Source organism: Paenibacillus sp. WLX2291, assembly GCF_046603665.1.
Taxonomy (GTDB): domain Bacteria; phylum Bacillota; class Bacilli; order Paenibacillales; family Paenibacillaceae; genus Saccharibacillus.
Window position 1 is genome coordinate 3,530,406 of the sequence record NZ_CP176755.1, and the last position, 14,172, is coordinate 3,544,577.

The 14,172-nt window shown below is 47.7% G+C and carries 11 protein-coding genes; 2 read left to right on the forward strand and 9 right to left on the reverse strand.

Features of this window, described 5'->3' with window-relative positions; all coding sequences use genetic code 11:
- The first annotated feature begins 723 nt into the window (after nucleotides 1-723).
- On the forward strand, nucleotides 724-1,971 hold the full coding sequence (locus ACDE64_RS15080) for a replication initiation protein (RefSeq protein ID WP_411347362.1): 1,248 nt from the start codon (nucleotides 724-726) through the stop codon (nucleotides 1,969-1,971).
- A 527-nt stretch (nucleotides 1,972-2,498) separates the two neighbouring features.
- Here ACDE64_RS15080 and ACDE64_RS15085 read toward each other — a convergent pair.
- From ACDE64_RS15085 to ACDE64_RS15095, 3 genes are all read right to left on the reverse strand, one after another.
- Nucleotides 2,499-3,461 (reverse strand): dihydrodipicolinate synthase family protein, encoded by a 963-nt coding sequence (locus ACDE64_RS15085; RefSeq protein ID WP_411347363.1) that lies wholly within the window; start codon nucleotides 3,459-3,461, stop codon nucleotides 2,499-2,501.
- A 525-nt stretch (nucleotides 3,462-3,986) separates the two neighbouring features.
- Nucleotides 3,987-4,853 carry an alpha/beta fold hydrolase gene (locus ACDE64_RS15090; RefSeq protein WP_411347364.1) on the reverse strand — a complete coding sequence of 289 codons (867 nt, stop codon included), beginning with the start codon at nucleotides 4,851-4,853 and terminating at the stop codon, nucleotides 3,987-3,989.
- Between the two features lie 64 nt (nucleotides 4,854-4,917).
- Entirely contained in the window at nucleotides 4,918-6,000 is a 1,083-nt protein-coding gene (locus tag ACDE64_RS15095; protein ID WP_411347365.1) for an NAD(P)H-dependent flavin oxidoreductase, read from the reverse strand.
- A gap of 220 nt (nucleotides 6,001-6,220) precedes the next feature.
- Here ACDE64_RS15095 and ACDE64_RS15100 point away from each other — a divergent pair, with 220 nt between their 5' ends.
- Nucleotides 6,221-7,114 (forward strand): LysR substrate-binding domain-containing protein, encoded by an 894-nt coding sequence (locus ACDE64_RS15100; RefSeq protein ID WP_411347366.1) that lies wholly within the window; start codon nucleotides 6,221-6,223, stop codon nucleotides 7,112-7,114.
- Between the two features lie 29 nt (nucleotides 7,115-7,143).
- Here ACDE64_RS15100 and ACDE64_RS15105 read toward each other — a convergent pair whose 3' ends face one another.
- The 6 genes from ACDE64_RS15105 to ACDE64_RS15130 all read right to left on the reverse strand — a co-directional run bounded on the left by ACDE64_RS15105 (nucleotide 7,144) and on the right by ACDE64_RS15130 (nucleotide 13,881).
- The gene (locus ACDE64_RS15105; RefSeq protein ID WP_411347367.1) at nucleotides 7,144-8,748 is read right to left on the reverse strand and encodes an amidohydrolase; all 1,605 of its coding nucleotides are present in this window, start codon (nucleotides 8,746-8,748) and stop codon (nucleotides 7,144-7,146) included.
- A 288-nt stretch (nucleotides 8,749-9,036) separates the two neighbouring features.
- Nucleotides 9,037-9,753: a GntR family transcriptional regulator gene (locus ACDE64_RS15110; RefSeq protein ID WP_411347368.1), complete on the reverse strand. Its 717-nt coding sequence runs from the start codon at nucleotides 9,751-9,753 to the stop codon at nucleotides 9,037-9,039.
- A gap of 22 nt (nucleotides 9,754-9,775) precedes the next feature.
- Nucleotides 9,776-10,825, reverse strand: a complete 1,050-nt coding sequence (locus tag ACDE64_RS15115; protein WP_411347369.1) for a sugar kinase — start codon at nucleotides 10,823-10,825, stop codon at nucleotides 9,776-9,778.
- Nucleotides 10,818-11,558 (reverse strand): 2-dehydro-3-deoxy-phosphogluconate aldolase, encoded by a 741-nt coding sequence (dagF, locus tag ACDE64_RS15120; protein WP_411350307.1) that lies wholly within the window; start codon nucleotides 11,556-11,558, stop codon nucleotides 10,818-10,820. Before dagF ends, ACDE64_RS15115 begins: the two co-directional genes overlap by 8 nt.
- 60 nt (nucleotides 11,559-11,618) lie before the next feature.
- Nucleotides 11,619-12,725: a DgaE family pyridoxal phosphate-dependent ammonia lyase gene (locus ACDE64_RS15125; protein WP_411347370.1), complete on the reverse strand. Its 1,107-nt coding sequence runs from the start codon at nucleotides 12,723-12,725 to the stop codon at nucleotides 11,619-11,621.
- Entirely contained in the window at nucleotides 12,703-13,881 is a 1,179-nt protein-coding gene (locus tag ACDE64_RS15130; protein ID WP_411350308.1) for an amidohydrolase/deacetylase family metallohydrolase, read from the reverse strand. The genes ACDE64_RS15125 and ACDE64_RS15130 overlap by 23 nt, the downstream gene beginning before the upstream one ends.
- Nucleotides 13,882-14,172 lie beyond the last annotated feature (291 nt).

Below are 14,172 nucleotides of genomic sequence, written 5' to 3' on the forward strand. Positions count from 1 at the left end.
AGCGTGATGGTGAAATCATATCACCGTCATCGGTAAAAATCAAGAAACTGCCTTTTCACTATATCCTTAGCTATACGATTGTTATATCTAATAATAAGTTATAGACGAATACAACCAAATAGCGGTTTTCAGTCATCCAAGTCAAAATAGCGCAATTGCGAACAACACGTGAATGCGTATTTCATATATTGAATCGTTCGGATACATCCTTGATACGACAGGATTCCGTTGCTTTACTATGGACAAATTTAGGGTGCAAACCGTGACATCTCGTTCTATTCTATCATCGTTTCATACGATACACGCAAGTACATCTTGCAACTATGACAAAAATAGGGTCAATTCTCTCTGTCATGCTGCTGCACCCTATTTTCGACCATACTCACCCTCAAACTGTCCTCTTTCGCCCTAAAAGTGTCCTTTCACATCCTATTTCTGTCCATCGTTACAACCTAATTCCGTCCACACTATATCCTAAAAACGACCATCGCTCACCCTAAAAAAGTCATACTTTACCCTAAACTCGTCCATCTAAAAGACGAAAAACTCCTGATATTCTTGACTTGCTGGCGAGCTAAAACAAGTAAATATTTTAAAACAGTGAAAACAAGAAATGTAAAACAAGAGGAAAACATCACAAGGCGATTGTTGTTGTCTTCACTCTATGTTTCTACTCATTTATACTATATAATGGGCTGTATTATCTGTTGTGGAGGAATTGACATGCGTGGCAACAACCTCGTTACAAAAGCAAACAACTTGATCGAGACACCATTGAAATTAGGGGTCGTTGAAATGCGGATTGTCATTGTGCTAATCAGTACCATTTCCCCGCATGATGATGAATTCAAGCCATATCGTTTTAAAATTTCTGAATTTGCGAAGATGATCGGTGTAAAGAATAAAAATATTCATCAGCAAATTAAAGATTATACATATAGCCTGATGTCGCAGCCGTTTTATCTGCATGATAATTTGCAGGTCACTTGGCTCGCGTCTGCGGAATATTTTCCCGGTGAAGGCGTCGTTGAAGTAGAATTCTCGCCCAAGCTACGACCGTATCTACTGCAACTGAAGGAAAAGTTCACCACCTATCGGCTGATCGATATTATTAAGCTGAAAAGCGCCTATGCAATGCGAATCTACGAATTGCTCAAGCAATATGAGCGAATCGGTAGTCGGACATTTACGGTACAGCGGCTCAAGGAATTGCTCGGCATTGAGGATCAGTATCCGGTGTATGCCGATTTCAAAAAACGTGTACTCGTTAAGGCACAGCAGGAGATTAACAAGCATACCGATATTTCGTTTTCATTTGAGGAAATGAAGACGGGGCGCAAAATTACGGAGATCAAGTTTCTGCTCAGTAGCAAGTCTGCCGATGCCAAAGCCAGTGTACTCTCCGATCCCGACAAGCCTGCGAGCGCGCGTCATCATACGTCCTCTCGGTTGCGGCAGCAGCTCAAAGAGGAATTCGGTCTGCAAGCGAAAGCGATTGATCAGGTGTTGTCGCAGTATGACAAGCATTATATCGCTGAAAATCTGGACGTGGTGCGCGCCGATGCCAAGCGCGGCAGAATCAAGGATATTCCCGCATATACAATGTCTGCGCTCAAAACCGATTACCGCAAAAAACGCTCCGGTCTGGAAGAGGAACATATCGCTTCTCAGCAAGCCAAACAAGTCGAAAGTGATCTGCTGGAATCATATATTCACGAGCTGTCTCAGCAGGTTCGCGATTATATTACGAATCTATCGGCTGAACACATTCAGCAAGAGCTAGACGGGCTAAAATATAGTGTACGGACGCTGGGCATTGCAATTGTGGATGACGAGGTAACTGATCCATTTAGCGAAAGCGGCAGTTATTTTATCCAGTATATTCAGAAAAAGTACTTTAAGGATTATACGTTTGAGCGGTATTGTGAACAGAAGGCGGATACAGACGCAAGACGGATTGATGAGGAATAGATGAGTCGTAATGAATAGATGATCAAGAGCCAGCAACCGTTACAGGTGCTGGCTTTTTTTATATATTTCACTTTGTTTTCGTTTTAATTTTTCACTTTGTCGTTTTACTTTGTTTTCGTGTTATTTTGGTGTGTTTGATGATCAGTTTTATTTTCATCTGCGATTGTTGCTTTTGTTTATATTGGTCACTGTGTTGGCTATGAATGGGATGCTGTGGTATGGAAGCTGTTCTTTTTTAAAGATGGACAAAAATAGGGCGCTTTGTTGTACAGGGTGATTTGATCATTATGTAAGCTGATCTTTACGATGATATACACCTCATTTCTCCTTATTGATAGCAAAACGGAGTGTAAAGAAAGCTATTTCTGATCGAAATTTGCTCAACTATGACAAAAATAGGGCGTACAGCATAAAGGGAACTCAATCATTACCCTATTTTTGTCCATACTAACCCTATATTCGTCTTACAAGAGATATTTTCTTACGGAAGCCTAATATTTTATTCGCGTATCTATGCTTGCTATGTTTCAGATATAATCTGTTGTTCTATTACTATCCATCCTCCGGTTGTTATTTGTTGAAAAGAAAGATTGCGTTAGCTCGTTCGTATGCAAATCTTGCAAAATCTGCCGTAACTGTGTCTGCACTTCTCGGCTAACAGGTAATAGCGGCAATGGAAGTCCCGGCTCTGAGATCCATCCCTGTATGACCGCGAGCGCGGTAACGATACGCAAACTGCCGAATTGCTGGAACAATGTCCAGAGTGGTTGCAGTGTATTCGACAGCTCGTGAGCCGCAGCCACATTGCCCTGCTGCGCCAAAGAGGTGATTTCCAAACTAATCTCCGGGAACAATCCACCTAATACCGAATACCAGACGTCACAGCCAGCAACTAGACCTGTCACAGCGGCAGGATCACCGCTAATGCCCAGAGCGATCTTCGGATGAAGAGAACTTTGAAGCTGTTGTACACGTTCGCGCGCGGCTTGCTGTTCTTCTGAAACAGCCGGGATTTTGATAGAACCGACATGCGGCAGTTCCGCAATGCGGGCATATAAGTCGTCGTTAAATGTAAAATGCGATGTACGCGGATTGTCGTATACGCAGAGTGGTACAGATAGCGAATGAGATACCTGTTCATATAGTCCGAATACTTCATCCTCTGTCAGCGGCTGATATGAGATCGGCGCCAATAACACGGCACTTGCTCCAGATTGCTGCGCATCCTCTGCCAGACGCAACACTTCTGCGGTGCGCAAGGCACTAATACTGGTCATAATCGGAACATGATTGGCTTCCTGCACTGCTAGCTGTAAAATATGCCGCCGCTGCTGACGATCCAGATACGCATAGTTGCCAGTCGAACCGAGCACACCGATCTGCTCCACGCCCGCCTGAACAAGACGATGAATGAATGGAACAAATGATTGATCATGAATCGTTGATTCGTTCATTGGTGTTAATGGAAATGCACATAAGCCTTTGAACATATAGTATACGCCCTCTCTTCGATGAACTTGAAGCTGAGGGTTATTATAGGGGGAATAGAGAAGTGTTTTAAGTGCCAATTTTGCAGAAATGGACTATGCCAATTGGGATGAACATTTGGGAATCAGGATCGTTTTACAATCAGTATTATAAAGATGGACAAAAATAGGGTGTGCTATGTGAGAGCTATAATTGGTGGGGAACTGTCCATGTTATTTTGTTATTTTATGTGTGGAAGTAAGGTGCAATATGATGATCTTGGAGCAGATCGATATGGAACTATGACAAAAATAGGGCGCAAATCGTTGAAATGATCAAATCTCCACCCTATTTCTGTCCACTTTAGCCCTAGAAGTGTCCAGCTACTTACTATACATCACATATATTGAAGGCTGAACACAATTATGGTGGATTATAAACGATATGCCACAACCGCCAGAACAAATTGCAGAGCAGTTATGGCATATATTGCATCGCAATCAGATGATTCAGTAAACAAAATCTGCGCAATCTGTATGCGATGATATCTACGTATGCGAAGAATGACAACGACGTTGCCAGAAATCCACAATGAGATTGCCAATGGTCTTCGCATGAGTTTCCAATGCAAAATGCCCGGTATCCAGCAAATGAATCTCTGCGTTTGGCACATCTTGAGCAAATGCGTGTGCACCTGCCGGAATAAAGGAAGCGTCGTTTTGCCCCCATACTGCTAGCAATGGCGGCTGATGCTCACGCAAATAATGCTGAAATAACGGATACAAATCTACATTGGTTCGATAATCATAAATCAAATCCAGCTGCTTCTCATCATTGCCCGGTCGCGACATATACAGACTGTCCAGCGTATAACCGTCTGGTGATACGGTATGTGCTGGTGTTCCATCTGTATATTGATGCCGGATCATATTAGGATCAAAGGTACTTCGGTAACGCTGGCGCTGCTCCTCGGTAGGGTGCTGCCAGAATTGCTTCCGTGCCGCCCATTTTTCACCCAGACCTTCCTGATACACATTGCCATTTTGTGAAATAATGGCGGTGATCTGCTGCGGATGACGTGCTGCCAATCGAAAGCCGATTGGAGCGCCATAGTCGAATACATACATCGCGTAACTCGTAATCTCCAGCTTGGATAGAAGCTTTTCCATTATTACCGTCAAATTATCAAACGTGTAGGCAAACTCACTTCGGTCAGGCGCATCCGAATTGCCAAAGCCCGGGTAATCAGGCGCGATGATGTAAAAGTCATGCTCCAATACCGGAATCAGATCACGGAACATATGCCCTGCGCTCGGAAAGCCATGCAGCAATAGAAACACTGGTCGATCCAGCAATCCTGCCTGACGATAAAAAATGGTAACGCCTTCAATGTCGATATGATGATACGTGATCATGTATGCTCTCCTTTGTTTTCCTAGTATGGATAAGTAAAGTGGTGGCGTTCAGTCGTGGAATACGTTACAGTCGTTCTTTGACCTGATTCGCTTCATGAATGATCTGCTGTATGATGTCTGAAGCAGACTGATTGGACGATAGCATTCTTGTCCCCTGACCTGCCCAGAGTGCCATATACTCAGAGCGATTCTGCTGAGCAGCAGCATTTCGGATATCTCTTGTCAGTGAATTTTGAGTAGGAAAGGATAGAGGTGGCAATCCGCCTGCATTCCATTGCTCTATAAACGTATTGGATACGCCTCTAGCAGGGCGACCTGAAAAAGAATGCGTCAGCTCGGTGCTCTCCTCCGTACTGTTCAGCAAAGCTTGCTGATAGGCTGGATGTGCGCCGGATTCGCTAGCTGTTAGAAAGCGCGTGCCTAACTGTACACCTTGTGCACCAAGCGCCAGCGCCGCAACCAGCCCTCTGCCGTCCATGATGCCACCAGCAGCAATAACCGGAATGTGCACATGATCAACGATTTGCGGAATGAGTGCGATACTGCCGATATTAGCGCCAAGATCTGTTGATGATAGGTCAAATGTTCCACGGTGCCCACCAGCTTCACTGCCCTGAGCGACAACGTAATGACACCCGCTCTGCTCCGCTTGAATCGCTTCGTTGACGGTAGTCGCAGTTGCCATCACCTGAATGCCCGCCGAGTGGATTATTTCCATTTGAGACTCAGACAATAAGCCGAATGTCGTGCTGATCACTGGAACCTTTTGCTGGATCAGAATGTCTAATTGTTCTTCCAGAATCTGGCGTTTATGAATCTGCTTCTGTGTCGGACGTGGAATCCCTAGCTCGTCCCGCGTCGCCTGCAATTGATCGTTGACGGTTTCAAAGTTGGTATAATCGTCCTCGCCAATATGGGCAAACACATTGACTGCAAAGGGCAGCGACGTGAATGTTCTAATTTCCTGAATCGCAGTATGCAGCTGCTCTGGCTCCATATAAGCGGCACCGAGCGTCCCCAATCCACCTGCATTGGATACGGCAGCTACGAGTGGAGCCATATTGGGAATGCCCGCCATACCCGCGAGTATGATAGGATAACGGATACCAAGTCGTTGACACAGAGAATTACTTGCGGATGTATGCATAATGAGAAGCCTCCCTATCTAGGTCTAGTGGGAATACCTAAATATTATTGTTAGTAAGTTGTATGACGTACACAAATCCACTGCTTCAATGAACATGAACAGAAATAGGAACAAGAACAGGAATAGATTCAGTTTACATGGGGCACAGCGATCCTGTATAATCCGAAAATCAGATCACAGGCATCTCCATTTCAGATGGATGATGCGGCTGGAGGACATCATGGATCTTCATTTACTGGAAATTTTCAGACAGGCAGCGCGTGAAGGCAGCATTACACAGACGGCGAAAACGTTAAATTACGCACAATCCAATGTGACTAGCAAAATTCAACAGCTGGAAGCAGATATGCAGACGTCGTTATTTTACCGTCATAAACATGGCATTACGTTAACACCTGCTGGGCATGTACTGTTATCGTATACCGAAAAGATCCTGCATACCGTTGCCGAAGCCAGAACAGCAGTCAACGATACGTCTTCTCCTCGCGGTCCATTGACGATTGGCTCGATGGAAACAACTGCTGCTGTACGATTACCGGATGCGCTGGCACATTATCATCGTCAGTATCCGCATGTCGACTTCTCGCTCATTACAGGCGCCACCGATCAATTGTTACAGAAGGTGCTTCATTACGAGCTGGACGGCGCCTTTGTGGCAGGTCCGGTGGATCATCCAGAGTTGATGCAGCACAAGGTGATGGACGAACAACTTGTGCTGATCACTTCGCCAGATCAGCCTGCTCTGCCTTCAGTTCATGAGCTGCATAACCGCACCATGCTCGTTTTTCGCAAAGGCTGTTCCTACCGTGCTCGCCTGCATATGCTGTTACAAGATGAAGGGGTATTGCCAGTCAAAATGATGGAGTTTGGCACATTAGAAACGATCATTGCCTGCGTAGGTGCTGGGATGGGCATCAGCCTATTGCCGTTGTCGATCGTTGCGGCATATGAAGCACAGGGCAAGGTGATCAGCCACGCTCTACCTGTTCCATATTCCGCTGTGGATACACTGTTTGTGAAACGCAAAGATACGCTGACGACTCCGGCACTCTCTGCTTTCCTGAATGAAGTTGCGCAGCATACAACGCCAACGGCGAATAACCCTGATGCTTGATGTCATCAGGGTTATAGTTTGTTTTATGTTCAAGCACCCGTATACGCAGTCTCGCCGTTCACAATCGTCATGCGAACTTGAGCATTCAATAATTGCTCTGCTCCGGTATACAGATCGCGATCCAATACGGTAAAGTCGGCGGCTTTGCCTACTTCGATACTACCGCGAGTCTGTTGTTCACTCACTGCCGCAGCGCTACCAGACGTGAACAAATTTACTGCTTCGGCGATGCTCAGACGCTCATCTGGCAAATAACCAGATGCTGGTTCACTTTGATCCGGACGACGACGAGTAACCGCAGCGTGCATGCCCAGCAGCGGATCAAGCGGTTCGATAGGAGCATCGCTACCACCTGCACAGACAATACCTGCTTGCAGCAGCTTTTTCCAAGCATATAGATAAGCTGTTCGTTCCGCACCTACCCGATCCAATACCCATGGAAAATCACTGGCAACAAAGCGTGGCTGAATGTCGGCAATTAGCGGCAATGCTGTCATTCGTTGCAGCAATGCTGCATCCAACACCTGCGCATGAATAAACCGATCTGGCAAATGGCTAATGCCTTGCAGCGGATTCCGTTCCATCGCCGTCAATGTCATATGAGCAGCGCCATCGCCAATCGCATGTACAGCAATCGGGAAGCCAAGACGGCGAGCGCGGGCGGTCAATTCATCCAGCAGCTGCTGATCGTGAATCGCCATGCCAGCGGTGGATGGATCATCGCTATACGGCTGTTGCAGCAGCGCCGTTCGTCCGCCAATTGCACCATCGGAGAATATTTTGGCGGCACCGATGCGCAGCCATTCATCTCCATCGCCTGCACGTACATTCCGCGCTTCCGCTTCATCCAGATGCGTATAATAGAGCAGCTGATGACTGCGAAAACGAAGCCCTTCTTCCCGTAGCTCACGGTGAATGCGCAGCATCGTCTCGATACTGCCAAGAAAGCGCAAATCCTCCGTATGCGCACCAGTCAGACCAAGTCGCAGTCCGTCTTCACAGGCACGCCGAATGGCTGACTTTTTCGTTTCATAATCTGGCTCTGGCTGGATACGTGTAAAATATTGATTTGCTTCTTCATAGACCCAGCCGTTCAGCTCACCCTGTTCATTACGTCCAAACGAGCCAGATGGTGGATTGGGCGTATCGTTGTGTACACCCGCCAACTGAAATGCTGTGCTGTTAGCAAGAAAAGCATGAAAGCATGTTCGAGTGAGATAGATCGGATGATCAGTCGTGATCTCATCCAATTCCTCACGCAGCGGCGGCACTGCGGGTTGAAAGGCATTTTCATTCCAGTTCAGACCAACAATCCATTCTCCTGCCGGTGTCACCTGTACACGCTCACGGATTAAATGTACCATCTGCTCTTTGGACGTAACGTTCGAAAAGTCCAGCATCGATAGCTTCATGCCGTGCATAGACAGATGCATATGCGAATCGACCAATCCGGGCAGTACGTGACCCCCATCCCAGTCTACGATCTGGTAATCGGAGCCGGATAATTGAAGCTTCAATTCGTCGCGGCTGCCAATCGCGCGGATGATGCCCTGCTCGACATACACCGCATTATGACCTGCTGTTATGCCAGTGGGCGCGGCAAATACGCCATGTATGTATAAGGTTCCACTCATATTCTTTCTCCCCTGTCCGCTGATGTGTAGGCATTCCTTGTGTATCTATTTCATTATGCCATATCTGCTCCCTACTTGCCCGATAGGGATCATATCTGCTGGAAAATGGAATCAAGCGAAGCGCTTCGCCGGTCTATCGGATGCAGATATTCGTACGGGCATTCACTTGCTGGGGCAGGCATGGAATCTGTAAGTCTGTATAACAAAGACGACTATCCGAATTAAAGTTCGTCCAGTCGTCGTAGTCATTGGATAAGAGTTATCTGATCGTTGGGATATCATGTCTTGCTACACGTCGTAATTTACTAGATAATGCTGCAAGCCCGTATTGTAAAAGCCCTGGCTGTACTCCACCAGATTGCCATCAATATCGTACGAATAACGCAGCCGTTCCAGAATAACGCTCTGCGGCTTCACTTGCAGCAGCTTCGCTGTATCCTCATTCGCCGATGATACGGTAAAGCTGTCGCGAAAATTGTGTAGCTCAATGCCGTATTCCTCAATCAGATCGTACAGCGATTGCAGCGATAGTCCTTCCAGCGATAACGTCTGTGGGAATACCGATGCCAGATAGTGCACGTAATGAATATACGGTTGCTCGTCCAGCCAGTACAGCCGTTCGACCTTCAGGCAACGTGAACCAAAGTGCTGGTATAGCAGGCTATCTGGTTCATTGTTCATCCACGAGGTGTGCAGCAACTGCTTGCGAATCTGGTGTCCGTTTTCGACCAGAAGCTCGGTAAACCGTTTGCCTTTGGACAATTTGGATAATGATGTATTGCGGATGACGGTAGTGCCAACGCCGCTGCGCTTTTCCACATAGCCTTCCTGCGCCAGCTCCTGCACGGCGTTGCGGACGGTCATTTTGCTGACACTGAATTCTTTTTCTAGCTGCGGCTCCGATGGAATGGTCGTGCCGAGTGGGTACACGCCGTGCATGATGCGGTCTTTGATAATTTTTTTGATTTGTAAATAAAGAGGTCCTTTTTTACGCGTAATGGACATGGATGTCCTGCCTTTCCGCCCGTTACCTGTCCACATCCCTGTACATATCCGCCATCGCCTGCATAATCTCCGTTTCGGTAGACAGCGGGGTATCGCCAGTGATGGTATGCGCCAGCATCGCTGCCGCTGCGGCAAAATCCACCGTCTGCTGCGGTATCCAGTCACTCAGCTCACCGTGAATAATGCCTGATGTGTACGCATCGCCTGCGCCAATCCGGTCATGAACGGGGAATGTCAGACTTTTGGAAAAAGTAAACGAGCCATTCTTATACATGTAGCCCTGTAACGAGTGCATATGGTTGCTCAGAATCGCACGATGCGTTCCAGCAATTACAGGAATATCATACTGTGCAGCGACGTCTGGAATCAATTGTTTTAATTGCAGCTGCCGTTCCTCACTCTCACAGGGCATACCGAGAATGCCCATTGCATCCCGTTCATTCATCATAACAATATCTGCCATATAAAGCATCTTCTGATAATGAGGACGCGCAAATTCATAACTGTCTGGTCCCCATAGAGACGGACGGAAGTTACAGTCAAACACCACCTGTTTCCCTTGTGCCTGCATCGCTTGCGCCAGCTGCAGCATCTGTTGCCGAACGGTATCGTTCATCGCCAGTGTAATCCCGCAGAAGTGCATCAGCTCGACGGTTGCAGCGATCCGTTGTTCATCGTACATATGGATTGGCGATGTGTTGAAGCTACTACCGAGTCGATCATTATACGTTACTCGGCTCTGACGCGGTCCAAATCCATTTTCCAAAAAGTACATGCCCAGATGCTGACCATCGCGTTGGATCAGCGAAGTGGAGATACCAAGCCGCCGCAGATGTGAGATTGCCGCCTCGCCGAGTGGCGTCGCTGGTAGCGTTGATACGAGATAGCCGTCATGACGTAATCGTGTCAAGGCAGACGTAATATTCACACCAGTACCGGAAAAGGAATACCGCAGCTCGTTCCCCTGCGCCAGTGTCTCCACACCAGGCACCTGCAAGCGCATCATCACTTCGCCAAACGCTCCGACCTTACAACTCTGTGTTGCCGAAATGTCATTCGGCTGTTCAGGCATACGCATCCACCAGCTTTTTCAGTTTACTCAGCAGGGTCTGTACATCCTGCACATTGGTATTGCCCTCGCTGTCGATAATGGATGAGTACACATGCGGAATCACCTGTGGCACGCCAGCTTCCAGCGCGATTTGTACTATTGGTTCAAAGTTATCCAGATCGATGCCACCAGTCGGCTCCAGTGCAAAGTTTGCCGCCGCACATGCCTTCACTACCGCACGATATTCATCTTCCAGCTGCAATCCTTTCATTGGAAAATACTTGATCGCATTGCCGCCCATATCGCGAATGAGTGCAATTGCCGCCTCAATCGGTACAATGGCAGGCTGCGTTGCAGCGCTGAATGGACCAGTTGAGATGTTGACATAACCGGGCTTGCCACTTGGCGACACGAGACTGTTAATCCAGCTATCTCGCTTGCCAAGCTGGGCGCGAGTTCGTCCAACTGCCGGAAAGACCTGATTGATATGGGTACCGCCATATTGCGCTGCAATGTCGGCTACGACCGCTGCCTGCCGATGATCACCTGCGCCCAGACCGATGGATACCGCGTCCTCGATCTCACTCCCGTATTCACGCATCGCTGTTATTGCTGTCGCTGCATCTGGATAGCTTTTGGATAATACACCGACCAGTACATGCCCTTCGGCGGCTGCAAAGATATCCTTTGCATTCTCCATACTACCCGCCAGGACATTAAGCGCTGCGCATCCGCGATACAGACGCTTCGCCATCGCCGGGAATAGGTTCTGGTTCTGCTCAGATGCTGTTGAAGATGTGGATTGGTTCATGGATTAACCTCCTATTATTTCGCGTAACCGACTGGCAATTACTTGAAGATCGTCGCCTAGCAGCGGACGCGGATCAATATCAAAAAATCCCTGACGTATTCCATAATCCCGTGTATAAATGGCAATCTCGCCTTCACGCAGTTGATCGTTCACCTGACTCGCATCGTAGCGTGTGATAGACTCATCGATATGCACTCTGCCTCGGAAAATAGCACGTCCCGCTTCATCCTGCACAATGACTACGTTTACCCCCGGCAACGTATCCGACAACGGCACCAGTACGTCTTGCAACGCCTCCTTTTCGACTTCGCTATTGTCCGGCTTGTGACTGTATTCGTCTAACGCCTGTAGAAGACCGAAGGTTGTTTCCTTGCCCACCTTCATACTACGACCGATGCCATGCAGCTGTACCTTTAACCATTCGATATATTGACGCTTACCTGCTACAATTCCCGACGAAGGACCTTCAATCGCTTTGGAACCGCTGAAAATGACAAGGTCAGAGTATGGAATGAATGCCTGCAACTCCTCCTCTGCGGCGGCGTCGATAATGAGCGGAATCTGATTGCGCTGTGCCACTTCCCATGCTTCCTTGTAAGAGATCATATTTTTCTGCACACTATGATGCGATTTTACATACAGAATGGCTGCTGTCTGCTCAGAGATTGCTTCTTCCAGATGCAGCGCCTTGCCTTCGTTCGCATAACCAACCTCAGTGATGCGCCCACCGCCCAGATAGACCATCGTCTCGATCGGTGCGCCATACTGTACATTATGCCCTTTGAATAGCAAAATCTCATTGCGTAGTAGCGGCTCCTGATGCAATCTCATACTGCGCCGATGATCACCTTGCGTCACGACTGCTGCTACCGACAATGCGATGCCGCTGGATGCCGAATTGACGACGACTGCGGCTTCCGAACCGATTGTACTGGCAACACGATCACCTGCCTTATTGACCAGATCGGCAATCTCCACATAACTCTGCCCACCAATCTTCATCGCTTCCATAATCGTATCGGTCGGTGCCGAGACGCCGAGTATACTCATGCGTCCACTGGCATTGATCACACGCTTCAAGCCGTATTTAGCATGCAAAGAATGTTCCATCTTTTACCACTCCTCTGGCTGTAATCAATTGATTGCTCTCGCGTTGCTGTCCATTCGAATCAGTTAAGATCGTCGTCGCTTGCTCAATGGAAAATAGAGTCAGATCAGCTGGATGCCCCACTTCCAGCACTGCCAGCTCCGGTCGGCGCAGCCATTGTGCCGCTGTCTTCGTAACCGCGTCGATGATCTGCTCCAGTTCATAACCTAGCAGCCAAAATTTGCTGAGTACGTTGGACATATTATACACCGGACCGTCCAGTCGGTTGCCGCGATAAATATCAGTGCTAATCGTTTGTAGTGCAATGCCCGCAGCACGTGCCTGCTCCGCCACTTCAAATGAAAAGCTGGCTGAGCCGTGTCCCACATCCAGATGCACGCCGCGTGCCAGCGCCGCCAGCAATTCTGGTAAAGGCTGTCCCGCATTATCAAACAGATTGTTATCCTTACCGTTCAAATAATGCGTAATCACATCGCCATCTGCTAATAGATTCAGCACATCGCGAATATCCGGCGGACCAGAGCCAATATGTACCATGAGCGGCAACTGCAATCGCTCGGACAGTTGACGTGCCCGGCGCAGCGGCTCTAATCCGCTTGCCTTAACTACACTGGAGCTAATTCGTGCCTTCAATCCGATAATCTGCTCACTGTATCGTTGTGCCGCCTGCACTGCCAGCTCTTCGTCAATCCATTCCAGTTGCGATAATTCATCTGTACGCCGTAGTCCGATTTTGGAAATGTTCAGAAATGCGAGTAATGACGTTTGCGCTGACTGTCCCTTTTCCAGCAAAATCCCAATCTCGTCCGCACCACAGCTACCTGCATCTACAATCGTTGTTACCCCATGCTGGATACCGATCTCATCCATATCGTCACCATAGGGCGACAATTCAGCATACGCGTGCACATGTAGATCAATCCATCCAGTCGATACGTACCAGCCATGGCAATCCACAATATGTACGTTGTTGCCGTCTGCTGTATGCTGCTCTAATGCAGCAGATGAATGGGACGGTAGTTCTGATGATGGCTGGTAAGGCGTAATCGTTGTAACGATTCCATCGTCCAACCGGATATTTACTAGACGTTGATCCAGCAATCGCACATGCTGCAACAACAGTGATTCGGTAGAAGAAAGTGAGGATATAGATGGCATAGTAGTTTGTTTGCTAGCATCTACGGTGGCTTGGATATTGTCTTCTGTAGCCGTCTCTGTCTCTGATATGAATGTAGACGATGCAGAGGGCAGAGGTTCTTGTTTCTGCTGTTTGTTGGAATGATTGCGCAAGATGTCCACCTCCTGTTCGCTATGGTGAATGACGCAGGCTTTTGTTTCTTTGTATTACCATATCACATTCTAGATCATATTAAAATATAACGTTATGATGTTTAAATATGTATGGGTTATCATGCTACATCTAACAACCAACATGATAATTTCAAAAAA

Excerpts from the sequence above, each read along its gene's own strand:
- ACDE64_RS15090 (WP_411347364.1), bottom strand. The coding sequence starts at position 4,853 with ATGATCACGTATCATCATATCGACATTGAAGGCGTTACCATTTTTTAT.
- ACDE64_RS15080 (WP_411347362.1), top strand. The coding sequence starts at position 724 with ATGCGTGGCAACAACCTCGTTACAAAAGCAAACAACTTGATCGAGACA.
- ACDE64_RS15095 (WP_411347365.1), bottom strand. The coding sequence starts at position 6,000 with ATGCATACATCCGCAAGTAATTCTCTGTGTCAACGACTTGGTATCCGT.
- dagF (WP_411350307.1), bottom strand. The coding sequence starts at position 11,558 with ATGGCGAAGCGTCTGTATCGCGGATGCGCAGCGCTTAATGTCCTGGCG.
- ACDE64_RS15100 (WP_411347366.1), top strand. The coding sequence starts at position 6,221 with ATGGATCTTCATTTACTGGAAATTTTCAGACAGGCAGCGCGTGAAGGC.
- ACDE64_RS15085 (WP_411347363.1), bottom strand. The coding sequence starts at position 3,461 with ATGTTCAAAGGCTTATGTGCATTTCCATTAACACCAATGAACGAATCA.
- ACDE64_RS15110 (WP_411347368.1), bottom strand. The coding sequence starts at position 9,753 with ATGTCCATTACGCGTAAAAAAGGACCTCTTTATTTACAAATCAAAAAA.
- ACDE64_RS15125 (WP_411347370.1), bottom strand. The coding sequence starts at position 12,725 with ATGGAACATTCTTTGCATGCTAAATACGGCTTGAAGCGTGTGATCAAT.
- ACDE64_RS15115 (WP_411347369.1), bottom strand. The coding sequence starts at position 10,825 with ATGCCTGAACAGCCGAATGACATTTCGGCAACACAGAGTTGTAAGGTC.
- ACDE64_RS15105 (WP_411347367.1), bottom strand. The coding sequence starts at position 8,748 with ATGAGTGGAACCTTATACATACATGGCGTATTTGCCGCGCCCACTGGC.
- ACDE64_RS15130 (WP_411350308.1), bottom strand. The coding sequence starts at position 13,881 with ATGCCATCTATATCCTCACTTTCTTCTACCGAATCACTGTTGTTGCAG.